A 21,383-nucleotide genomic window follows, 5' to 3' on the forward strand; every position below is an offset into this window, starting at 1 on the left:
TTCATGTCGAGAATACGGGATCGGACGGCGCCGCGACAGCCCCGACCGCCTCGTCTCTAAGTCTTATGGGCGCGAAGCCTCGCCGCGACATGCCGTCAGCCGCGCGGCGCCATGCAGTTGCTGACGATCGGCGTGCAGGCCGACAGCGAGGCGCCCGCGGGGTAGCTGACCTGCTCCACCGTGCCGCGCGGGCCGACCACCACCGTCGCCTCGCATCCGGACGTGGTGCTGCCGCCGACCGGCACCCCGAAGCCGAGGCCGAGCCCCACGCCGCCGCTGCCGCCGAAGCTGCCGGCGCCGATGCCGATGCTGCTGCCGGGGCTGTAGGCGGCCGTCGGGCGCGCCACATAGGTGTAGTATTCCCGGCCCGACGCCATCGCCTGACGGTCCGGCACGCCGGCGCAGGCCAGCAGATCGGCCTTCGGCATGCCGATCATGGCGGTCTGGGCGCGCCGCGCCACTTCGGGATCGGGGCCGGTGGCGCAGCCCGCAAGGATGGCGGCCGTGCCGCCGAGAAGGATCACCGCAGCGCCCATGCTCCGTACGCGGCCCATGTCTCGTCCTCCACCAGGATATCGTGTCATTGCCGGGTTCATCTCAACCGGTTGATATGATGCTGAAACCCCGCCGCCGCCCGTCCGTTCCCCGAAGGAGCGGACGCCCCCCGCATGACGGGCGGCATGACGGGCGGGCGGAGATTTGCTAGGAGTTCCGCCACCCGCCCATCCCAGCACATCAGGACCGCCGACGCCATGGCCGAGCTTACGCCTACCTCCTCCTCTCCCGTCACCGTCCATCTGGCGCTGGGCGGCAACATGGGCGACCGCGCCGCCAATCTGGCCGAGGCGATCCGTCGGCTGGGCGAGGCGGTGGAGATCGATGCGCAGTCGGCGCTCTACGAGACGGCGCCGATGTACGTGACGGACCAGCCGGCCTTCCTCAACATGGCGGTGCGCGGCACCACGCAATTGGACCCTCAGGCGCTGCTGCGTTTCCTCAAGGGGATCGAATCGACGCTGGGCCGCGATCAGGGCGGGCTTCGCTTCGGACCGCGTCCCATCGATATCGACATCCTGCTCTATGCCGACCGGGTGCTGAGTGAACCGGACCTGGAAATCCCCCACCCCCGCATGGCGGAGCGCGCCTTCGTCCTCTGCCCGCTGGCGGACATCGCCGCCGACGTCCTGCATCCGGTGCTGAACCGCCGCATCGATGCGCTGCGCGACGAGGTGCCGGGGCGCGAGACCGTGCTGCGGATCGCCGAAGGGCTCTGATCCAAGGGAAACCTGCCCCTCCGCCGCCGACCGAGTGCGGTGGCAAGCGGCGGCGGCACCGCTTATAGTGCCGGCCTGAATGCAATGCCGGTGGCGGGCCGCCGGCCGGGAGAGTGTGTTGTCGGACGATAGCGCAAAACGGGCCGTCATGGTCCAGCCGGGCGGCGCGCCGCTCACCTACACCATCCTGGTGCGCGGCTTCGCCGCGCCGGTCGCCATCGCCGGCCGCGCCGACCGGCCGCTGGTGTCCTTCGACCTGACGCTGACCGTCACCCATCCCGGCCCCGGCTTTCCCGACGACATCGCCGCCGTGATGTCTTACGAGGACATCGTCGAAGACTTGCGCCGTCTTTGTGCCGAATCCGATATACCCGGTCCGGACTATCTGGCCGACCGCGCCGCGGAGCTTTGCCTGTCCCATGCGAAAGTCCGCCGGGTCCAGGCGGATGTTACGATTCCCGCACCCGACTCCGGCGGCCCCTCCGCCGGGGCAAGCCTGACGCGGGACCGTCCGGGACAGGGGTGAACAGTAACGCCGATGGTCCGCCGACCGGTGGCGGCGCCAACCATTACTGACTCACGGAAAGATATAGCGCTGATTGACAAAAGGACGGGTGACAATACCACTCCGGCTGCGGTATGGTCGCCATATTGTATTTTCAACGCACAATCCGGATCAAAGGGGCTATATCCCCGGCGGCCATCCGGATGCCGAAAGCCGAGACGAGCGCGCAGCAGGGATTAGGCCAATCGCCATTGCCGGCTTCGACCGTCCGCCGATCCCCCTTCCGGGACGGCCACGGTGATCGGAAGCCGGACCAAAAGGGAGGGACGCATGGACCGGAACACGACGCCGACCCTTTCCGAATTGCTTGCGGATCCGATCGTGATCGCCGTGATGGCGCGCGATGGGATCAGCCCCGACAGCATCCAGCAGCTGTTCGAACGCCTTCGTCGGAGCCGACGAGTACAGGAGCAGCGGCTCGCCGCCTGACCCTGCCTCTTCCTGACCCAACCGCCTGACGATCGCGCAGGCGAAGGGCAGGCAGGCGAAGAGCAAGGCGGCCTTCCCGCCCCTCGGCCCCTGTCGGCCCCTGTCGGATGGAACCGGTCACTGGCCGCCCGGCCAGAACATGTCGGCTGGATCCCTTTCCAAACAATCTCGGCCATCCGACAGGTCCCTCCCAGCAGGGATCACCCCTAACGCAAAGCGCCGCCGAACCGGCATGAAGTCCGGTCCGGCGGCGCTTTGCGTTTCTGCATATGGACGACGGACCGCATGATGGCCGGCTCAGCAGCTTACACGCGGAGTTCCCTGGATCCCCGACTTCGCGGGGAAGACGATGGAAAAGTGACGCCCAAAAGCCTGCCGCGCTCAGCCCTCCAGAACGGAGCGCATGCTCGCCATGGCGCAAGGCTCCTCACTCGGCCGGATGGGCGGGCGGATGGGCCGCGCCATGCGCTACGCCCACTCCTTCCCCCTCATCCTGCATCGGCCTCTTGCGGGCAAGATAACTGTAGACCGTCGGCACGACGAACAGGGTCAGCAGCGTGCCCAGCGTCATGCCGCCGACGATCACGGCGCCGATGGCCTGCCGGCTTTCCGCGCCCGCGCCCTCGGCATAGGCCAGCGGCAGGGCCCCCAGCACCATGGCGCCGGTGGTCATCAGGATCGGGCGCAGGCGCAGGACGGCCGCCTCCTCCACCGCCTTGCGGATGTCGGTGCCGGCGCGCTGGAGCTGGTTGGCGAACTCCACGATCAGGATGCCGTGCTTGGTGATCAGGCCGACCAGGGTGACGAGGCCGATCTGGCTGTAGACGTTCATGGTCCCGCCGCTCATCTGCAGCGCCGCCAGCGCGCCGGTCATCGACAGCGGCACGGTCAGCATGATGACGAAGGGGTCGATGAAGCTCTCGAACTGCGCGGCCAGCACCAGATAGATGAAGGCCAGCGCCAGCACGAAAACGAAATAGAGCCCGGTCGCCGATTCGCGGAACTCGCGGCTCTGCCCGGCATAGTCGGTCTGGGCGGTGGCCGGCAGCACCTTGTTCGCCGCCGCCTGCATCACCCCCAGCGCCTCGCCCAGCGAGGTCCCCGGCGCCAGCGTGGCGGTGATCGTGGCGGAGCGCAGCTTGTTGAAGTGGTTCAGCTCCTTCGGCGCGACCCGCTCCTCGACCTTCACCAGATTGGCGAGCGAGATCATCTGCCCGGCTCCCCCGGTGGCGCTGGTGCCGCCGCGGACATAGATGCCGGCGATGTCGTCCGGGTTGCGGCGGTCGATGTTGGCGACCTGGACGATCACGTCATACTGCTTGCCGTCCTTCTTGAAGCGCGTCACCTGCCGGCCGCCCAGCAGGGTTTCCAGCGTGCGGCCCACGGTATCGACGTCCACACCCAGGTCGGCCGCCTTGTCGCGGTCCAGCGACACCTTCAGTTCCGGTTTGTTCAGCTTCAGATCGGTGTCGAGGTTGACCAGTCCGGGAAAGTTGCGGGCCTCCGCCATCATGGCGTTGACCATCGCCTGCAGTTCCTCGAAGGGCAGAGAGGTCTGGATGACGAAGTTCACCGGCTTCTCGGTCGGGCTCTGGCCCAGCGACGGCGGGTTGGTGACGAAGCCCATGATGCCGGGGATGCCGAACATCTTGGGGAACAGCTGGGCGGTGATCGCCTGCTGCTTCACGTCGCGCAGATCCCAGTCGATCAGGCGGACAAAGGCGATGCCCTGGTTGACCACGGGAAATCCGACGACGACGAAGAACTTCTCCAGCACCGGGATTTGCCGGAACAGTGCCTCCATCTGCTGGGCATAGCCCATGGTGTAGTCCAGCGTGGAGCCTTCCGGCGCGATGGCGATGCCGACGATGGTGCCGCGGTCCTCCACCGGCGCCAACTCCGACTTCAGCCCGGTGAACAGGCCATAGCTCGCCGCCGCGACGCCGAAGCCGATCAGCAGCACCAGCGGCCGCGCCCGCAGCGACAGGCGCAGCAGGCTGCGGTAGCCGTTGGTCATCCCCTCCAGAAAGCGTTCGATGGCGCGGTAGAGGATGCCGTGCTTGGTCTCGTGCTTCAGCAGCTTGGAGCACATCATCGGCGACAGGGTCAGCGCCACGAAGCCCGACACGATGACCGCACCGGCCAGCGTCAGCGCGAATTCGGTGAACAGCCGCCCGGTCCGGCCGGTCATGAAGCCGATGGGCGCATAGACCGCCGCCAGCGTGATCGTCATGGCGATGACGGCGAAGCCGATCTCGCGCGACCCCTTCAGCGCCGCCTGGAAGGGGGGCATCCCCTCCTCCACATAGCGGAAGATGTTCTCCAGCATGACGATGGCGTCGTCGACGACGAGGCCGATGGCCAGCACCATCGACAGCAGGGTCAGCGTGTTGATGGAGAAGCCGAAGGCGTACATCAGGGCGAAGCCGCCGATCAGCGACACCGGGATTGTCACCAGCGGCACCAGCGTCGCCCGCAGCGAGCGCAGGAAGAAGAAGATCACCAGAACGACCAGGATGATCGCTTCGAAGATGGTGTGGAACACCGCATCGATCGACTTGGCGATGAAGACGGAGCTGTCGTAACCGACATCCACCCCCATGCCGTCGGGCACCGCGGCGCGGATCTTCGGCAGCGCGTCGTTGACCGCCTTCGACACGTCCAGCGGGTTGGCGGTGGATTGCTTCACCACGCCGATGGCGACGGCGCCGCGGCCGTTGAAGCGGGCGCTGACCCGCTCGTCCAGCGCCCCCAGCTCCGCCCGGCCGACATCGCGCAGGCGGACCAGATAGCCCGAATCGTCGCGCAGGATGATGTTCTCGAACTCGGCCGGGCTGCGCAGGTCGGTTTCCGAAACCACGGTGAACTCGCGCGCCACGCTTTCCACGCGGCCGGCCGGGATTTCGACATTCTGCCGGCGCAGAGCGTTCTCGACATCCTGCGGCGTCACCCGGTAGGCGGCCATCCGCTGCGGGTCGAGCCACAGCCGCATGGCGAAGCGGCGCTCGCCGAAGATGCGGACCTGGGCGACGCCGGGCAGGTTCTGCAACCGGTCCTTGACGTAGCGGTCGGCAAAATCCGTCACCTCCAGCGGCGAATGCCGGTCGGAGGAGAAGGCGAGATAGATGATCGGCTGGGCGTCGGCCTCCACCTTGGCGATGACCGGCTCGTCGATCTCAGACGGCAGGGCGGCGCGGACGCGGCCCACCCGGTCACGCACGTCGCTGGCGGCGACATCGACATTGCGGTCCAGCCGGAAGCGCAGGGTGATCTGCGATTTCTCCGCCCGGCTGATCGAGGACATCACGTCGATGCCCTCGATCCCGGCGAGGCTGTCCTCCAGCGTCTGCGTCACCTGGCTTTCGATGATCTGGGCCGAGGCGCCCTTGTAGGTCGTCTCCACCGTGACGACCGGCTCGTCGATCTTGGGATATTCGCGCACTGACAGGCGCTGGTACGACACGATGCCGATCAGCATCAGGGCGAGGCTCATCACCGTCGCCAGCACCGGGCGGCGGATCGAGATGTCTGAGAGGACCATCGCCTCAGCTCCCCGTCGACTTGTTGGCCGCCGGCTTGGCCGGCACCACGGCGACGGCCGCGCCGTCGCGGATCTTCAGCTGGCCGGCGGTCACCACCATGTCGCCGGGGGCGAGCCCCTTGGCGATCTCCACCTCCGCATTGCGGCGCTCGCCCAGCACGACCCTGGTCTGGGCCACCTTGCCGTCCACCACCTTGAAGACGAACTGGTCCTTGCCGAAGGCGACGATGGCCTGTTCCGGCACCAGCACGGCGTCGGGAACGGTGGTCAGCGTCAGCGACACGCGGGCGAACAGGCCGGGACGCAGCGCGCCGTCGGGATTCGGCACGCGAGCGCGGATCGCCAGCGCGCGGCCGTTCACGTCCACCAGCGGGTCGATGGCATAGACGGTGCCGTCGAAGCCGCGCCCGCCGAAGGCATCCACCGCCACCTTCACCGTCTGGCCGACCTTCACCGCCGGCAGGAACATCTCTGGCACGCGGAAATCCAGCTTCAGCGTATCGATGTCCTCCAGGTTCACGATGTCCTTGCCGGCCTGGACGAAGTCGCCGACCGACACCTTGCGCAGGCCCAGCACCCCATCGAAGGGCGCGGTGATCACCTGCTTGTCGAGCTGCGCCTTGGCCAGCTGCACCGCCGCCTCGTCGGCCAGCAGCTTGGCGGAGGCCTGTTCGCGGTTGCGCAGGGGGCCGGTGTTCTGGCGGACCAGCTGGTCGGCGCGCGACAGCTCGGCGCGGGAGAAGGCGATGCTCGCCTGGGCCTGGGCCAGCGTGGCGCGGGCGATGGCGTCGTCCAGCCGGACCAGCACGCTGCCCTTTGCGACGCGCTGCCCCTCCTTGAAGGCGATCTCGCTGATGCGGCCGGCGATCTCCGGCCGGATCACCACCGATTCATTGGACAGCAGCGATCCGACTGCGGTGACGGTCCGCTCCACCGTGCCGATGCGCACGGGGACGGCCTCCACCGGCATCGGCGGTGCGCCGCCCGGCGGCTTGCCTCCCCCCGATGCACCGCCGGCGGCCGGCGCACCGCCGGACACCGCGCCGTTCACCATCGCAGTCAGCCCGGCGACGCTGCCGCCCTGCTTCACGAAGTACCAGTAGGCCCCACCGGCGAGAGTCGCCAGGACGAGAAGAGCAGCGATGCGAAGCGTGTGGCGCATGGGACCGGGACCCGGACGAGTTTCACCTTGCCGCAGCGCAACCGAAAAGCGCGCGAGGCAAACTGAACTATATCGTTCAGTTCACATCCGATGTCGAGAAGGTTCAACGATCCGAACCGTCCGCCGGACCGTTTATGGCCGCCACATCCCGACGGTCGGCATTGTCAAGCCTGCCCGCCCGCATCGGGACCGTCCGTCCGCCGCACAGCGTCACCCACAGATCGGCGGGATCGCCGGCCGCCACCGCTCCGCCATCGTCCATCCGGCGGACCTCGCCGCCCTCAAGGTCCAGCCCCGGCGCGCAGCAGGGCGACTCGCCGGCCGGAACCAGCGCCCGGACACGTCCATCTTCGATCCTGATGTCGCGCAGGGCGTCATGAACCAACGCGTTCTTCAGCCAGAATTTGCCACTGGCGGGAATGCGGGCGAGGCAGCAGGTCGGGGCGCTCATGGGGTTTACCCCTTGTCCGGTCCGGCGGTGTGCGACGCACCAAGGCTGACACAAAATGGTAAAGCAAAACCAGCGGGAGCTTGGCGATTAAGGGTTTACCCCCTCTCCCAACGCCAGGAACTCCTGGAAATTGGCGCAGCGTCCTGCCCTGAAGGCGGCCTCGTATGCCGCGTTTCGGGCGCGCTTGGCGGCGATGGCTTGCATGAACCGGCGGCGCAGTGCCTCGTCCCGGATGCCCAGCCCGTCGCCGGCCAGCCGGTCCAGCACATGGCGGTAGCAACGCTCCGCCCGCTCTCCGCTGTCGGCGGAGAAAGTGATGGATCCGGCGCGCTGGCGGTATTCGTAGAAAGGCGTCGCCACCAGCGGCACCGGACCAGCGGCGTCGAGCACCCGGACATTGAACACCACGTCGTCGCAGAAATTCACATCCTCGTCCCAAGCCGGCACCAGATCGCGCCGCACCACCGGGAACATCGGCACGGAGGTCGCCAGGAACCCCTCGCCATCCAGCCGCGCCGGGGCCTGACCCTCCTCGTACAGGCGCAGCAGCGGCGAATCGTCCTCGTCGCGCACCACGGCGACATTGTCGAAGGCCGCACCTTGGGCGAGAGCCAGCGGCGCCAGGGCGGAAAGGCGTCCGGGGCGGAACCGGTCGTCGGCGTCCAGCGGCGCCACCAGCGCCAGCCGCGCCACCGCCAGCCCGGCATTGCGGGCGGCGGGCGCCCCGGCGCCCACCCGGCCGGTGCCGGTAAAAATCAGCCGCGGATCGTCGATCCCGGCGGCCTGCAGGGTCGGGCGGTAGTCGGTACCGTCGTCGCTGACGACCACCGCCTCCCAAGCCGTCCAATCCTGGTCCAGCAGGCTTTGCACCGCCCGGACGATGGTGTCGTGGGCGCGGTGGGCGGCGATGATCACCGAAACGCCCGTCGAACCGTCGTCGAGCCAGCCCTGCCCCGTTCCAGTTCCGTGCATTCCGCCGCCCCCGCTCCTGCCCGGGCGATTTTGGCTGCGGGCGGCAAAGGGCGTCAATGCCCCAGCCGGGATTTCGAACCGCCTCTTACCTGCCCCACTGCCGCGTGGTAGGAATGGGCGTCGTGCCTGCGACCTTGGAGGACACCCTCGTGTTCGGCGAGTTGAACAGTGGAACAGGGCCGGAAAACCGTTGCACGGCGTTTCAAACGTTCCATCCGGCCGCGGCTCCGCCCATCGATTTTGCCCCGCCGGACGTTGAACATGAAGCCCGGACGGGCTATGTGGTGAAGCAGGCAAGGCGCATGCGGCAGCGGGACAGCAGTCGGGGCACCCCTCCGGCAGCGCATCCCGGTCCCGATACCCCGCTTCCGATACCAGGGAGAAGAACATCAATGGCGCAGGTCGGATACACCCGGTTCGACGACGAACCTGAAAAGGAACCGGACGAGAAGTCGAAGGAAAGCGCCCAGCCGCAGTTCGCCGCCGTGCAGCAGAGCCTGTTCAAGGCGCGCACGGTCCTGATCTTCGGTCAGATCGACATGAAGCTGGCGCAGGTCGTCTCGGCCCAGCTGCTGGCGCTAGCCCATGAGAACGACGACGACATCACCGTCGTGGTCAACTCGCCGGGCGGCCACGTCGAGGCGGGCGACACCATCCACGACATGATCCGCTTCATCAAGCCGCGGGTGAAGATGCTGGGCACGGGCTGGGTCGCCAGCGCCGGTTGCCACATCTATCTGGCGGCGAAGAAGGAAGACCGGTTCTGCCTGCCGAACACCCGCTTCCTGATCCACCAGCCGCTGGGCGGAACGGGCGGCCGGGCGACGGACATCGCCATCGAGGCGAAGGAAATCATCCGCATGCGCGAGCGTCTGAACAAAATCATCGCGCGTGAGACCGGGCAGCCTTTCGAAAAGGTCGCCAAGGACACGGACCGGAACTACTGGATGCAAGCCGACGAGGCCAAGGAATACGGCATCGTCACCCATGTCATCGACACGATGGACGAGCTGAAGTAACCGTTCGTTCCGGCGGACATTGAAAAGGGGCTTTCCTCCGGCGGGAGGAAAGCCCCTTTTCTTTTATCAGTGCGTTAATCGGCAAGAGCTTTGAAAAGCCGGCCTTCAGACCGAAACGTCCAGCAGCGATCCGCGCTTGCGATACCCTTGCCCGTTCACCTGGGCGGTCAGCGCATTGGCGACGGTGTCCACCGACTGGTTGCCCTGGGTGGCGGTGCGCGTCTCGCGCGTCTGGTCGGCCTTGCCGGCCGCCTGCGGAGCGGCGATGGTCTGGGTACGGACCGGCGGCGCCGTCTGCTGCGCCGCCTGCACCGCCGGAGACATCGCGATCTGCACCGCGGGTGTCTGCGGGTTTGGCTTCAGCGTCTGGAAAGACGGTATGGCCGGGTTGAATTGCATATAAGAAATATGCGCTCACCCGGCGCAGGATTCAAGAAGCCCAGCCGTAGCTTTCCCCCGGCCTCAGGGCGTTTCCGGGACGACGGCGGCCGACGGTGACGGCGATGCCGGGACCGCGGCCCCCTTCGCCGGCAGCTGGCGGGTCCGCCGGCGCTCCAGCACCACCGCCAGCGCAAGCAGCAGGGCGATGCCGCCCAGATTGACCGCCAGCACCATCACCAACCCCTTCCCCGCCATCAACAGCGCGGTTCCGGTGATGGACAGCACGACCCCGACGCAGAAGACCGGCAGCGAGTGCCGCCCGCAGGCGGTCAGCAGCCGCGCGGGCGCCGAGCGCAGCCATGCCGCATCCCGCGGCACCAGCAGCGCCGCCGCGCAGGCGAGCGCCAGGAAATGCAGAAGCCGCATCGGGCCCAGCGTGTCCTTGTCCGCCAAGGGGATCGTCTGCTCCGGTAGCCAGCCATGCAGCCCTGCCGGAACCAGCGCCCGGCCGAGGTCGGAGGCCGCCCCCTTCCACAGCGCCATGCCCACCACCACCGCCAGCGCCGCCGCCAGCAGCCAGGGAGAGCGCGGAAGGGTGATCCGGCCGCTTCGCACCACCAGCGCAAGGCTGGTGCCCAGGAAGAACACGCACTGCCACGCCAGCGGGCTGAAGTTCCAGCTTCCCTCCCACAGGTTGGGCGGCATCAGGCCGGGCGCCCCCTGGGCGAGCAGATAGAGCACCACCGACCCCACCACCGCCGTCATGCCAAAGCGGGCGTAGGACCACAGGAACAGCGGCGCCGCCGCCACCAGCAGGATGTAGAGCGCCAGGATGTCGAGCGCGAAGGGCAGATACATCAGCACCAGATGCCACGCCATCGCCATGACCGGGCTGTCGAACAGCGGCGCGAAGCTCTGCAGCCGGTTGGAGGCCTCCATCGGCAGATCGCCGACATGAACCGCCAGCGCCACCACCAGCGCGCTGACCAGCATGGTGGCGATGTTGGCCGCCCACAGCTGGCGGCAGCGGCCGAGCGCCTTGCGCTGGCAGGCCGCGAACCCGCGTTCCGCCAGCACCGGGCCATAGGCCAGGGCGATGGCATAGCCCGAGATGAAGACGAAGATCTCCGCCGAATCGGATGGGCCGAACCGGCCGGGCGTCACCTTGGCCAGCGGATTTCCGCCCACATGGTTGATGAAGATGATCAGAAGGGCCACGCCCTTGAACAGATCGAGCCGGACGTCGCGAGCCTGACGTTGCTGCATGCGGCTGTGCCTCTCCTGCTGTCGCGGGGCTTCCTGCCGGGGAATTGGCCGGGCAGGACTGGCCGCTCGCCACCTTCGGCAAGGGCGCACGAATCGCGGCGGTGCAGGACCACTGCCGGTCCGGCATCACCACGGGGGACTTAGTCCACCATGGCCATTTTCACCGGCCGGGTGTCCAACGCGATGGGGGGATCCTTCCATCGCGGCGCGGGAGGGGAAAAGCGTTACGCCCTTCTCGCGGCGGCTGCGGAAACCAACCCGGAATCGGGTGAACCCGAAAGGGCAGGAACCCGCCCATGGCGGCTTTGTTAGGGATGCGGGGCCAAATCCAATCAGAAACCACCAGACAGAAACCGGGGACATCAGCCCATGACCGCCGATCCGAACGATCCGATGCCGCACCCGATGCCGATGTCCGATGTCAGGCGCGGCCCTGGCCGGACCCTGCTGTTGGGCGGGTTCAGCCTGGGATTCGCACTGGGCGGCTTCTTCGACGGCATCCTGCTGCACCAGATCCTGCAATGGCACCACCTGCTCTCAGGCCTCGCCGATCCGGCCTTCGCCGACATCGGGGTCCAGGTCCTGGCGGATGGACTTTTCCATGCGCTGATGTATGTGATCGCCGCGGTGGGGCTGTGGCAGCTGTGGCGCGGGCACCGGGGGCTTGCCGAGGTCGGCGGGCGCCGGCTGATGGGCTGGGCGCTGGTCGGCTTCGGGGTCTGGCACATGCTGGACGGGCTGATGTCGCACTGGCTCCTGGGCCTTCACCGCATCCGCATGGACGTGGAGAACAAGCTGTTCTGGGACCTGCTGTGGTTCTTCGCCTTCGGCGTCGCCGTCGCTGCCGCCGGCTGGTGGCTGGGGCGAACCGGCAGCGGACATTCCGGCGGCGGAGGCTTGCGCCGCGCCGCCGCACCGCTCTTGCTGGCACTGACGGCCGGAGTCGCCGGGGCGGTCGCCGCCCTGCCGCCGCCGGGCGGGACCGCCACGCTGGTGCTGTTCCGTCCCGGCACCGCACCGGCCGAGGCGCTCACCGCCCTCGCCTCCGTGGATGGCCTCACCGTGTGGAGCGATCCCAGCGGGCAGCTCTGGGCCATCGACCTGCCGGAGGGCGGCAGCGCGCTCGACCTTTACCGCAAGGGCGCGCTGCTGGTCAGCAACGGCGTGGTGCCCGCCGGGTGCCTGGACTGGTTCAGGCCGGCACCCCGCCCGTCCGTCTCGACCGCCCTTTGACCGGCTTGCGGGCGGCAGGCCGCTGCGTCGCCTGGGCGGCCCGTCCGGCCAGCACCGCCTTGCGGACGGTCTGCATCGCCGCCGCCTCGATCTGTCCGATGCGCTGGCGCGACAGGTTGAATCGCCGGCTGAGTTCGTCGGCGGTCACCGGCTCGTCCAGCAGGCGGCGCGCGATCAGGATCTGACGGTCGCGTTCGTTCAGCTTTTCCAGACCCAGCGCGATCAGGCGCTTGTGTTGGATACGCTCCTCCGTCTCCGCAAGCGCCGTCTCCTGGTCGGCGCGGTCGTCGGCCAGCAGGTCCTGCCACTCCATTTCGCCCTCCTCGCCCACCGTGGCGTTCAGCGAGCGGTCGGCGGTGAGGCGGCGGTTCATCTCCACCACGTCGCGTTCCGGAAGGTCCAATTCGATCGCGATGGCCGCCGCCGCCTCGGGCGACAGGTCGCCGCTGTCCAGTTCCTTCAGCTTGGCCTTCAGGTGGCGCAGGCCGAAGAACAGGGTGCGGTGCGCGGTGGTGGTGCCGATCTTCACCAGCGACCAGTTCTGCAGAACATGGTTCTGGATCGCCGCGCGGATCCACCAGTGGGCATAGGTGGAGAAGCGGAAGCCCTTGTCGGGATCGAACTTCCGCGCGGCGCGCATCAGCCCGATGTTGCCCTCCGCCACCAGATCGGACAGCGGGAGCCCATAGCGCTGGAATCGCTTGGCGACGCCGACGACCAGACGCAGGTGTCCGCCGATCAGCCGGTCCAGCGCCTCGGCATCGTCATGGTCGCGCCAGCGGCGGGCAAGCTCCCGCTCCTCCTCGGCAGCGAGGACTTCGTAGCGGCGCATGTCCTTCAGGAAGAGGGTCAGCGGTTCGGCCGACCGGGTTTCGGGAAGCGGTTGGTTCTTGTTCGGCATGGAAAACTCCCTGCCCCGACCGCCCATCGCTCTGCAAGGCCGCCGCCCGCCCTCCCGGTCAGCCGCAGACCGGGCAGGGAACAGGTCGGTCGGCGTCTGGCCCGGAGCCGGCCGCCATCGCGCCGATGCGCGGGGAAGCGTCGCACAAAGGACGCCACTTTCAAGGATGTCGGGGACCATGCTGATGTGGGTTCTTATGCAAACGAATCAAGGCCCCGGCAGTCCTTCGGCATCCCTCTACCCCTCCGTCGCCGGGCGCACGCGCGCCTCGGCCGGGCGGCGGCGCAGCCGTTCGGTCAGGCGCTGGAAGGCGACGAACAGCACCGGCACGAAGATGATGCCGATCACCGTCGCCGCCACCATGCCGCCGAACACGGTGGTGCCGATCGACCGCCGGCTGGCCGCCCCGGCGCCGGTGGCGACCAGCAGCGGGACCGTGCCCAGGATGAAGGCCAGCGCCGTCATCAGCACGGCGCGAAAGCGCTGGCGGGCGCCGGCCACCGCGGCATCGACGATGGACCGGCCGTCGGCCCGCTGCTCGCGCGCGAACTCGACGATCAGGATGGCGTTCTTCGCCGCCAGACCGACCAGCAGAACCAGCCCGATCTGCGCATAGACGTCGTTCGGAATCCCCGTGACCCAAAGCCCGACGCCGGCCCCCAGCACGGCGACCGCCACCGACAGCAGCACCGCCAGCGGCACCAGCCAGTCCTCGTACTGCGCCACCAGGAACAGGTAGCCGAACAGAAGGGCAAGGCCGAACACCATCAGGCCCTGGTTGCCGACCTGGCTCTCCTGATAGGACAGGCCGGTCCATTCGGTGGCGTAGCCCTGCGGCAGCGTGTTCTGCGCCACCCCCTGCATCCCGATCAGCGCCTGGCCGGTGCTGATCCCGGCCGCCGGCTGGCCATTGACCGAGGCGGACATGAACTGGTTGTAGCGGGTGATGCTGTCGGGAGCCAGGGTGGTGCGCACCGACACGAGGCTGCGCAGCGGGACCATGTCGCCGGTCTGGCTGCGGACATAGAGCTGGTCGATCTGCTTCACCTGATCGCGATAGCCCGCGGCGTCCTGCACCTTCACCTGAAAGACACGGCCGTACAGGTTGAAATCATTGACGTAGCTGGCACCGAGATGGGCCTGCAACGTCGTGAAGATGTCGGCCGGAGAGACCCCCAGCAGCGAGGCGCGGGTGCGGTCCACGTCCAGATACAGGTGCGGCACCTCCGCGCTGTAGGTGCTGAACACCGCCTGCAGGTTGGCGTCCTGATTGGCGGCGACCAGCAGGCCGCGCAGAACGGCGCCCAATTCCTGCGGGGTCTGGCCGCCGGTGGCGAGCACGCGCAGATCGAAGCCGCCGGTGGCGCCCAGCCCGGGGATGGAGGGCGGGTTGAAGGCAGTCACCGTCGCCTGCGGCATCGCGCCGAAGCGCGGGCGCAGACTGCCCAGGATGGCGTCGACGGTCTGGTCGCTGCCCCGCTCCGCCCAGGGCTTGAGCGCGACGATGACGAGGCCGACGTTGGAGCCCTGGCCGCTGAGGATGCTGAAGCCGGAGATGGCGATGACGTCGGCGACGCCCGGCTCCTGCTTGATGGTTTCGCTGATGTTGTCCATCACGGTCTGGGTGCGGGTGACGGACGCGGCGCTGGGAAGCTGTACGTTGACGAAGGAATAGCCCTGGTCCTCCGCCGGCAGGAAGGCGGTGGGCAAGGCCCGCAGCAGGGCGAAGGCGCCGGCGGTGATCGCCACGAACAGCAACAGCCCGACGATCAGCCGCCGCCCCAGCCCATGGACCAGCCGGCCATAGCCGTCGCGCACCCGGTCCAGCCCGCCATTGAAGGCCGCCAGCGGCCGCCAGGGTGCTGTCGGCGGACGCAGCAGCAGGCCGCAAAGCGCCGGGCTGAGCGTCAGCGAATTGATGCCGGAGATGATGAAGGACGCTGCGATGGTGACGGCGAACTGGCGGTAGAGTTGGCCGGTGATGCCCGGCAGGAAGGCCACTGGCACGAACACCGCCGCCAGCACCAGGGTGGAGGCGACGATGGCGCCGCTGACCTGCCCCATCGCCCTGGCCGACGCGTCCCTTGCCGAAAGCTTTGGATGCTCCTCCATGACACGGCGGACATTCTCCACAACCACGATGGCGTCGTCGACGACGAGCCCGATGGCGAGGATCAGCGCGAACAGCGTGATGGTGTTGGCGCTGTAGCCCAGAACCAGCAGCACGGCGAAGACGCCGATGATCGACACCGGGATCGCCAGGGTTGGGATCAGCGTCGCCCGCCAGTCCTGCAGGAAGACGTAGATGACCGCCACCACCAGCAGGAAGGTGATGCCCAGCGTCAGCACAATCTCTTCGATGGTTGCGGTGACGAAGATGGTGGTGTTGAAGACGACCGCGTATTCCAGCCCCTCGGGGAAGCGCTGCGACAGCCGCTGCAGTTCCGCCTGCACCGAGTTGGCGACGTCCAGCGCATTGGCGCCCGGCGACTGGTAGACGACCAGCGTCGCCGCGGGCGCGCCGTTCAGCTTGGACGAGGAGGTGTAGGACTGCGCCCCCAACTCCACCCGCGCCACGTCGCCGACGCGGACGATGCCGCCATTCTCGTTGCTGCGGATGATGATGTTGGCGAATTCCTGCGGATCGTTAAGGCGACCGCGAGCGATGATGGTCAACTGTTGCTGCTGGTCGCCGCCGATGGGCGGCGCTCCGATCTGGCCGGCGGGCGCCTGGACATTCTGATTCTGAATGGCGCCGACCACGTCCGTCGCGGTGATGCCCAGCGCCGTCATGCGGTCCGGATTCATCCAGATGCGCATGCTGTAATCCAGCGCGCCCAGCACCTGCGCGTCGCCGACACCGGGAACGCGGGCGATGGAATCGCGCAGGTTCAGGCTGGCATAGTTGGAGATGAAGATCGGGTCGAAGGTGCCGCTGGGCGAATAGACGTTCACCGCCATCAGCATGTTGGGCGACTGCCGGCGCACGGTGACGCCCTGGCGTGTCACTTCCGATGGCAAGCTCGCGGTGGCGAGCGACATGCGGTTCTGCACGTTCACCGCGGCGATGTCGGGATCGGTGCTGGGAGCGAAGGTGATGGTCAGCGAATAGCTGCCGGTGTCGGTGCTGGTGGAGGACATGTAGAGCATGCCCTCCACGCCGTTCACCTGCGATTCGATGGGGGCGGCGACGCTGTCGGCCACCACCTGGGCATTGGCGCCGGGATAGGTCGCCGACACCTGGACGGTGGGCGGGGTGATCGACGGATATTGCGCGACCGGGATGGCGGTCAGCGCCAGGAAGCCGGCGATCAGGGTGACGACCGCAATGACGATTGCCAGATTCGGGCGGCGGATGAAGAGCGCGGAGAACATCGCCTCACTCCTTCGCCGCGCCGGAGCCGGCACCGTTCGCCGGAGCGGCACCGCTGCTGCCGGCCGCACCCGCGGGGCCGGTTCCGATTGGAGCGACCCCCGCCTGCGTGCTTTCGGTCATCTGCTCCGCCGGGGTGGGCTGCACGACCATGCCCGGCCGCACCTTCTGCGCGCCGCCGACCACCACGGTCTCGCCGGCGGTCAGGCCCTTTTCCACCACCAGCAACTGGTCCACCTGCGCGCCGGTCTGCACCGGGCGGCGCTGCACCCTGTTCTGGTCGTCGAGCACCAGCACGTAGCTGCCCTGCTGGTCCTGCTGGATGGAGGCGACGGGCACCACCGGCCGCTGCTCCGGCTGGTCGCGGCGGAGCTGCACCGTCACATACTGGCCCGGCAGGAGAAGACGCTGCGGGTTGGCGAAGGTGGCGCGGATGCTGACGGTGCCGGTCTGCGGATCGACGCGGTTGTTGGCGAACTCGACCTGGCCCTGTTCGGCGTACTCGCTGCCGTCGGGCAGGATCAGCGTCGGCACGTATTTCTCCGCCGCCGCCTGGGCCGGCCGGCGCACGTCGAACCGGCGCTGGAAGGCCAGCATGTCGCGGTCGGCGACCGAGAAGACGACGCGGATGGGGTCGAGCTGCACCACCGTCGCCAACACGCCGGTGGACGGGTTGACGAGGTTGCCCTGGGTCACCGCCGTGGCGCCGATGCGGCCGTCCACCGGGCTGGAGATGCGGGTGTAGCCGAGATTGATCTCCGCCGTGCGGACCTGCGCCTGGTTCATCATCACGTCCGCCTGGGCGGCGTCGCGGTCGGCCAGCGCCTGATCCAGCTGCGCCTGCGAGACGTTACCCCGCTGCCGCAGTTCGTCGGCGCGGCTGTAGGCCCGCTCCGCCTCGCGCAGCTTGGCCTCTGCACTGGCGAGCTGCGCCTTGGCACTGTCCAGAGCCGCTTGGTACGGCGCCGGCTCGATCACATAGAGCAGGTCGCCCTCATGGACGTCCTGCCCCTCCTGGAAGGCAACCTGCTCCACGGTTCCCTCGATCCGCGGCCTCGCGTCGAAGGAGCGGATCGCCTCGATCCGACCGATGAACTCCGTCACCGGGGCCACGTCGCGGTTCTGCACCGGCACGGTTGTCACCGCAGGCGGCGGCGCATTCCGGCCGGCGCCCGGCTGTCCCTGCCCCTTCGCGGGTCCGGCGGCGAGCAGCCCCGCCAGCATCGCCGCACAGAAGGCGGGAAGGACGCGGGCGCGGCAGGGATGGACGGAGGGCATCACGGTCTCCGGCAACAGTTCCGATTGGCCCGTATCCGAGTGGATGTCCGATCGGCCATGCGCGGAACAACATCCCAGCGGGCTTTCTGCTCCCTCCCATTACGGTCAATCGGGCTGAAACGTCGCCTTATCGGGAACATCCCGCCGTCCGGGTCATTGGACAGGACGGAGAGATCCCGGATTCCGCGAGGCCACGCCATGCCGACAGACGCCCTTCCCTTCGTCCCCTATTGCGGCGCCCCGCCGGTGCCGGGGAGCTTGTCGATGGCCTGGAACACCGATCCATGGCTGTTGGCCGTCTTCGTCCTGGCGGCGGCCGGGCTGGCGACGGTGACGCGCCGGACGCAGGCGGCAGGCGGCGTTTCGGGGCACCGGCCCTGGTGCCTCGCCGCCGGCTGGCTGGTGCTGGGCATCGCCTTCGTCTCTCCCCTGTGCAACCTCACCTCCGCCCTGTTCTCCGCCCGCGTCGCCCAGCATCTGCTGACCGTGCAGGTCGCGGCCCCGCTGTTCGTGCTCGGCTGGCCGGCCGGGGCGGTGCGCTGGCCGGGCTGGCTTCGGACCGCGGTCAGGCCGCTGGAGCGGCCTGAACTGGCCTGGGGCCTGTTCGGCATCACGCTGTGGGTCTGGCACCTGCCGGGCCCCTACATGGCGGCGCTGGCGAACGACGCGGTGCTGTGGCTGATGCACGGCACCCTGCTCGCCGGAGCGGTGGCGGCATGGCGGAGCGTGCTGGCGCCGGCCGGGAACGCCATGCGCCTGCGCGGGCTGCTGGCGGCCTTCGGGACCTCGGTCCATCTGGCGATGCTGGCGGGGCTGCTGATCTTCGCCGGGACGCCGCTGTTCCCCTACCACCTGACCACCACCGCGGCCTGGGGCCTGTCGCCGCTGGCCGACCAGCAGCTCGGCGGGCTGATCATGGGGGTGGTCGGGTCGCTGGCCTATGTCGCGCTGGTGCTGGCCGGTGCGGCGCGCTGGCTGCGGCAGAGCGCTGATGATCGGATTTGGGACGATCGCATCAAGGACGGCCGGTTCTCCGGCGGAAAGGCCGGGTGAGGGCATGCGGCGCATCCTGACGACCCTCGCCCTGGCGGCGGTGGCGGCCGGCATCGGCGGGCTGCTGTTCGCATGGTCCGGCCTCTACAGCGTCGCGGCGACCAAGGAGCACTGGACACCCGTCGAGATGTTCTTCGAGATGGCGATGCGCAGCTCGGTCGAAACGCACGCCGCCTTCGTCGAGGATTCGCCCGACCTGGACGACCCGGCGCTGATCCGCCGCGGCGCCGGCCACTATGAGAATGGCTGTGCGCCCTGCCACGGCGCGCCCGACGCGCCGCGCAACCCGATCTCCCGCCACATGATGCCGGAGCCGCCCTATCTGCCAAGCCAGTTGGCGGACTGGAAGCCGCAGGAGCTGTACTGGATCACGCTGAACGGCATCAAATATGCCGGGATGCCGGCCTGGCCGGCACAGCAGCGCAAGGACGAGCCCTGGGCGGTTACCGCCTTTCTCCTGCGGCTCAAAGGGATGAGCGCGGAAGAATACCGCAGCCTCGCTTTCGGCGGGACCCAGCCGGACGGGCGCACCCATGTGGCTGATCTGACCGGCCCCGTCAGCGGCCCGGAAACCGCCCGTCTGGGGGAGACGCTGCAGGACTGCGCCCGCTGCCACGGCCGGGATGGCAATGGCGGGGCCGACGGCGCCTTCCCGCGGCTCGCCGGGCAGTCGGCGGACTACCTGTTCGAGACGCTGCGCGCCTATGCCCAGGGCAATCGGTTCAGCGGCATCATGCAGCCCGTCGCCGCCGGTCTGGACGAGGAGGCCATCCGCGGGCTGGCCGACCATTACGCCGCGCAAAAGCCTGCAACACCAACGCCTGCAGCCGGAGAATCCGATCCGAAACTGCAGGAACTTGGCCGGCGGATCGCGGAGTCCGGCGATCCGGGACGCGGCGTCGCCGCCTGCTCCGGCTGTCACGAAGGGGCGGGCGACAGCCGCCATGCGCGCGACCCGCGCTATCCCACGCTGGACGGCCTGCATGCCTCCTACATCGCCGGGCAGCTGCGGCTGTGGCGCGACGAGGCGCGCGGCAACACGGCGCTGTCCCGCATCATGGAGGCCGCGGTCCGCCGACTGACCGACGAACAGATCGATGCAGTCGCCGAGTATTACTCCCGCCGCGCTCACGGTGACGCCATGGTGAAGGGCGATGACGGAAAATCCTGATACGATGCCAGGGAACAAGAAGGCCCGCTGTTGATTGTTCATCACATGACCCAGCTGTCGCTTGCCGTGCGGCAGGACAGTACAGGCCGCACCGGGCGGCGGGTCGCCAACATCGAAGCGTAATCGAGAAGGATGGCAACCATGCGTGGGATTTCGAAGATCGTCATGACCGCCACGGCAGCCGGCGCCCTGTTCGCGCTCAGCGCCTGCGGCAGCACGGAAACCTCGCGGACGGCGACCGGCGCGGGCAGCGGTGCCGTGGCCGGCGCCGTGGTCGGCGGCCCGGTCGGTGCGGTGGTCGGTGGCGTCGGCGGCGCCGTTGCCGGCAACAGCATGGACGAGAGCCTGAGCAAGAAGACCGACCGCGTGACCGACCGTGCGACCAAGGAGGTCCGGGAAGAGACGTCGGGCAGCGGCTCCGACCGTTCGTCGGCCCGCCGCTCCGGCAGCATGACGTCCAGCAATCTCAGCAGCGAGCAGGTGCGCGAGATCCAGCAGGCGCTGAACGACCGCACCGACGGCCGCGACATCGCCGTGGACGGCATGTGGGGCGCCAACACTCGCCGCGCCCTGATGCAGTTCCAGCGCGAGAACGGCCTGCGCGCCACCGGCCGCGCCGACGAGCAGACCATGGCCGCGCTGAACCTGAGCGGCAGCACCAGCAACACCGGCACCGCCGGCGGCACGGGCACGACCGGCAACACGGGCACCGGCACGACGGGGACCACGGGTACGACGGGCACCACCGGCACCGTGCCGAGCGATACCCCGCAGAACCAGAGCACCCCGCAGGGCTCCATGGGCCAGACCGGCACCCAGCAGTAACTCCAGCGGCCAGGGTCTTCTGAAGCCGCAACGCCGGTTTCGAGACATCCGCGGCGGCCCCTCCGGCCGCCGCCGGTGCCTCGAAGCCGGCGAAGCCTTTTTCAGGGTTTCGGCATCACCCGCAGGCCGGCACCAACAGGGCCGGCAGACCGACCCACAGGATGGCGACCAGAGCCGAGCCCGCCCCGGCAACCACGAACCAGCGGGCGAAGCGGCGCGGGTCGGCGGAGGCGACATGCCCGGCCGGCCCGGTCCCGCGCAGCGCCATCACCAGCAGGATCGCTACCCAGGCCATCGCGAGGACCGTCGCGGCGGCGACCAATGTCGCAGACATCGGATAGCCGAACAGCATCGCCCCGTCCGGTGCCCGCGCGCAAACCGCGCCGTTGATGGCATAGACCAGGCCGAAATGCCCGGCCCAGATCAGGAAGGGCGCCAGCATCGCGCCGAAGGTAACGGGAAAGCTGCGGCCCGACATGACGCCCCCTC

General features: G+C 68.6%; 19 protein-coding genes. 8 read left to right on the forward strand and 11 right to left on the reverse strand.

Going from position 1 to position 21,383, the window contains the following annotated elements; genetic code table 11:
• Positions 1–95: 95 nt before the first annotated feature.
• A complete protein-coding gene (locus J2Y49_RS25720; RefSeq protein ID WP_310118048.1) occupies positions 96–554 on the reverse strand; it encodes a hypothetical protein in 459 nt (152 codons plus the stop codon).
• A gap of 198 nt (positions 555–752) precedes the next feature.
• Between J2Y49_RS25720 and folK the strand changes: the two genes are divergently transcribed.
• The 3 genes from folK to J2Y49_RS25735 all read left to right on the forward strand — a co-directional run bounded on the left by folK (position 753) and on the right by J2Y49_RS25735 (position 2,268).
• Positions 753–1,274 (forward strand): 2-amino-4-hydroxy-6-hydroxymethyldihydropteridine diphosphokinase, encoded by a 522-nt coding sequence (folK, locus tag J2Y49_RS25725; RefSeq protein WP_310118050.1) that lies wholly within the window; start codon positions 753–755, stop codon positions 1,272–1,274.
• Between the two features lie 118 nt (positions 1,275–1,392).
• Positions 1,393–1,800, forward strand: coding sequence for a hypothetical protein (locus J2Y49_RS25730; protein WP_310118051.1), 408 nt, complete (start codon positions 1,393–1,395; stop codon positions 1,798–1,800).
• A gap of 309 nt (positions 1,801–2,109) precedes the next feature.
• Positions 2,110–2,268 carry a hypothetical protein gene (locus J2Y49_RS25735; RefSeq protein ID WP_167562495.1) on the forward strand — a complete coding sequence of 53 codons (159 nt, stop codon included), beginning with the start codon at positions 2,110–2,112 and terminating at the stop codon, positions 2,266–2,268.
• A 427-nt stretch (positions 2,269–2,695) separates the two neighbouring features.
• Here J2Y49_RS25735 and J2Y49_RS25740 read toward each other — a convergent pair whose 3' ends face one another.
• From J2Y49_RS25740 to J2Y49_RS25755, 4 genes are all read right to left on the reverse strand, one after another.
• Positions 2,696–5,809 (reverse strand): efflux RND transporter permease subunit, encoded by a 3,114-nt coding sequence (locus J2Y49_RS25740; protein ID WP_310118053.1) that lies wholly within the window; start codon positions 5,807–5,809, stop codon positions 2,696–2,698.
• A 4-nt stretch (positions 5,810–5,813) separates the two neighbouring features.
• Positions 5,814–6,971, reverse strand: coding sequence for an efflux RND transporter periplasmic adaptor subunit (locus J2Y49_RS25745; protein WP_310118055.1), 1,158 nt, complete (start codon positions 6,969–6,971; stop codon positions 5,814–5,816).
• Between the two features lie 103 nt (positions 6,972–7,074).
• Positions 7,075–7,422, reverse strand: a complete 348-nt coding sequence (locus J2Y49_RS25750) for a hypothetical protein (RefSeq protein WP_310118056.1) — start codon at positions 7,420–7,422, stop codon at positions 7,075–7,077.
• A gap of 87 nt (positions 7,423–7,509) precedes the next feature.
• On the reverse strand, positions 7,510–8,394 hold the full coding sequence (locus tag J2Y49_RS25755; RefSeq protein WP_310118058.1) for a glycosyltransferase: 885 nt from the start codon (positions 8,392–8,394) through the stop codon (positions 7,510–7,512).
• Positions 8,395–8,786: 392 nt separating this feature from the next.
• Here J2Y49_RS25755 and J2Y49_RS25760 point away from each other — a divergent pair, with 392 nt between their 5' ends.
• On the forward strand, positions 8,787–9,413 hold the full coding sequence (locus J2Y49_RS25760; protein WP_310118060.1) for an ATP-dependent Clp protease proteolytic subunit: 627 nt from the start codon (positions 8,787–8,789) through the stop codon (positions 9,411–9,413).
• A 105-nt stretch (positions 9,414–9,518) separates the two neighbouring features.
• Here the strand turns inward: J2Y49_RS25760 and J2Y49_RS25765 are convergent, their stop codons facing one another.
• Both J2Y49_RS25765 and J2Y49_RS25770 read right to left on the reverse strand, forming a co-directional pair.
• Positions 9,519–9,749, reverse strand: a complete 231-nt coding sequence (locus tag J2Y49_RS25765; RefSeq protein WP_310118061.1) for a hypothetical protein — start codon at positions 9,747–9,749, stop codon at positions 9,519–9,521.
• Between the two features lie 126 nt (positions 9,750–9,875).
• Positions 9,876–11,060 carry an OpgC domain-containing protein gene (locus J2Y49_RS25770; protein ID WP_310118064.1) on the reverse strand — a complete coding sequence of 395 codons (1,185 nt, stop codon included), beginning with the start codon at positions 11,058–11,060 and terminating at the stop codon, positions 9,876–9,878.
• A gap of 369 nt (positions 11,061–11,429) precedes the next feature.
• Between J2Y49_RS25770 and J2Y49_RS25775 the strand changes: the two genes are divergently transcribed.
• Positions 11,430–12,293: a DUF2243 domain-containing protein gene (locus J2Y49_RS25775; RefSeq protein ID WP_310118065.1), complete on the forward strand. Its 864-nt coding sequence runs from the start codon at positions 11,430–11,432 to the stop codon at positions 12,291–12,293.
• Here the strand turns inward: J2Y49_RS25775 and J2Y49_RS25780 are convergent.
• The 3 genes from J2Y49_RS25780 to J2Y49_RS25790 form a co-directional block, all read right to left on the reverse strand.
• The gene (locus J2Y49_RS25780; protein ID WP_310118067.1) at positions 12,253–13,194 is read right to left on the reverse strand and encodes an RNA polymerase factor sigma-32; all 942 of its coding nucleotides are present in this window, start codon (positions 13,192–13,194) and stop codon (positions 12,253–12,255) included. The two genes, J2Y49_RS25775 and J2Y49_RS25780, sit on opposite strands and share 41 nt — an antisense overlap.
• Before the next feature lie 237 nt (positions 13,195–13,431).
• On the reverse strand, positions 13,432–16,569 hold the full coding sequence (locus tag J2Y49_RS25785; RefSeq protein WP_310118069.1) for a multidrug efflux RND transporter permease subunit: 3,138 nt from the start codon (positions 16,567–16,569) through the stop codon (positions 13,432–13,434).
• Positions 16,570–16,573: 4 nt separating this feature from the next.
• Positions 16,574–17,845, reverse strand: a complete 1,272-nt coding sequence (locus tag J2Y49_RS25790) for an efflux RND transporter periplasmic adaptor subunit (RefSeq protein ID WP_310118071.1) — start codon at positions 17,843–17,845, stop codon at positions 16,574–16,576.
• 198 nt (positions 17,846–18,043) lie between these two features.
• On the opposite strand from J2Y49_RS25790, the gene J2Y49_RS25795 reads away from it, so the two are divergent.
• The 3 genes from J2Y49_RS25795 to J2Y49_RS25805 all read left to right on the forward strand — a co-directional run bounded on the left by J2Y49_RS25795 (position 18,044) and on the right by J2Y49_RS25805 (position 20,894).
• Complete coding sequence (locus J2Y49_RS25795; protein WP_310118073.1) at positions 18,044–18,898, forward strand: cytochrome c oxidase assembly protein; 855 nt, start codon at positions 18,044–18,046, stop codon at positions 18,896–18,898.
• Positions 18,899–18,902: 4 nt separating this feature from the next.
• Positions 18,903–20,069, forward strand: a complete 1,167-nt coding sequence (locus J2Y49_RS25800) for a c-type cytochrome (protein WP_310118074.1) — start codon at positions 18,903–18,905, stop codon at positions 20,067–20,069.
• Positions 20,070–20,210: 141 nt separating this feature from the next.
• Complete coding sequence (locus J2Y49_RS25805; RefSeq protein WP_310118076.1) at positions 20,211–20,894, forward strand: peptidoglycan-binding domain-containing protein; 684 nt, start codon at positions 20,211–20,213, stop codon at positions 20,892–20,894.
• A 115-nt stretch (positions 20,895–21,009) separates the two neighbouring features.
• Here the strand turns inward: J2Y49_RS25805 and J2Y49_RS25810 are convergent, their stop codons facing one another.
• The gene (locus tag J2Y49_RS25810; protein WP_310118078.1) at positions 21,010–21,372 is read right to left on the reverse strand and encodes a hypothetical protein; all 363 of its coding nucleotides are present in this window, start codon (positions 21,370–21,372) and stop codon (positions 21,010–21,012) included.
• Positions 21,373–21,383: the final 11 nt, after the last annotated feature.

Source organism: Azospirillum sp. BE72, from assembly GCF_031455875.1.
Lineage (GTDB): Bacteria > Pseudomonadota > Alphaproteobacteria > Azospirillales > Azospirillaceae > Azospirillum.

What these genes read in the sequence shown, in the direction of transcription:
- J2Y49_RS25720 (WP_310118048.1), bottom strand. Translation starts at nt 554, where the DNA reads ATGGGCCGCGTACGGAGCATGGGCGCTGCGGTGATCCTTCTCGGCGGC.
- folK (WP_310118050.1), top strand. Translation starts at nt 753, where the DNA reads ATGGCCGAGCTTACGCCTACCTCCTCCTCTCCCGTCACCGTCCATCTG.
- J2Y49_RS25735 (WP_167562495.1), top strand. Translation starts at nt 2,110, where the DNA reads ATGGACCGGAACACGACGCCGACCCTTTCCGAATTGCTTGCGGATCCG.
- J2Y49_RS25740 (WP_310118053.1), bottom strand. Translation starts at nt 5,809, where the DNA reads ATGGTCCTCTCAGACATCTCGATCCGCCGCCCGGTGCTGGCGACGGTG.
- J2Y49_RS25745 (WP_310118055.1), bottom strand. Translation starts at nt 6,971, where the DNA reads ATGCGCCACACGCTTCGCATCGCTGCTCTTCTCGTCCTGGCGACTCTC.
- J2Y49_RS25750 (WP_310118056.1), bottom strand. Translation starts at nt 7,422, where the DNA reads ATGAGCGCCCCGACCTGCTGCCTCGCCCGCATTCCCGCCAGTGGCAAA.
- J2Y49_RS25755 (WP_310118058.1), bottom strand. Translation starts at nt 8,394, where the DNA reads ATGCACGGAACTGGAACGGGGCAGGGCTGGCTCGACGACGGTTCGACG.
- J2Y49_RS25760 (WP_310118060.1), top strand. Translation starts at nt 8,787, where the DNA reads ATGGCGCAGGTCGGATACACCCGGTTCGACGACGAACCTGAAAAGGAA.
- J2Y49_RS25770 (WP_310118064.1), bottom strand. Translation starts at nt 11,060, where the DNA reads ATGCAGCAACGTCAGGCTCGCGACGTCCGGCTCGATCTGTTCAAGGGC.
- J2Y49_RS25775 (WP_310118065.1), top strand. Translation starts at nt 11,430, where the DNA reads ATGACCGCCGATCCGAACGATCCGATGCCGCACCCGATGCCGATGTCC.
- J2Y49_RS25780 (WP_310118067.1), bottom strand. Translation starts at nt 13,194, where the DNA reads ATGCCGAACAAGAACCAACCGCTTCCCGAAACCCGGTCGGCCGAACCG.
- J2Y49_RS25785 (WP_310118069.1), bottom strand. Translation starts at nt 16,569, where the DNA reads ATGTTCTCCGCGCTCTTCATCCGCCGCCCGAATCTGGCAATCGTCATT.
- J2Y49_RS25790 (WP_310118071.1), bottom strand. Translation starts at nt 17,845, where the DNA reads ATGCCCTCCGTCCATCCCTGCCGCGCCCGCGTCCTTCCCGCCTTCTGT.
- J2Y49_RS25795 (WP_310118073.1), top strand. Translation starts at nt 18,044, where the DNA reads ATGCCGACAGACGCCCTTCCCTTCGTCCCCTATTGCGGCGCCCCGCCG.
- J2Y49_RS25800 (WP_310118074.1), top strand. Translation starts at nt 18,903, where the DNA reads ATGCGGCGCATCCTGACGACCCTCGCCCTGGCGGCGGTGGCGGCCGGC.
- J2Y49_RS25805 (WP_310118076.1), top strand. Translation starts at nt 20,211, where the DNA reads ATGCGTGGGATTTCGAAGATCGTCATGACCGCCACGGCAGCCGGCGCC.
- J2Y49_RS25810 (WP_310118078.1), bottom strand. Translation starts at nt 21,372, where the DNA reads ATGTCGGGCCGCAGCTTTCCCGTTACCTTCGGCGCGATGCTGGCGCCC.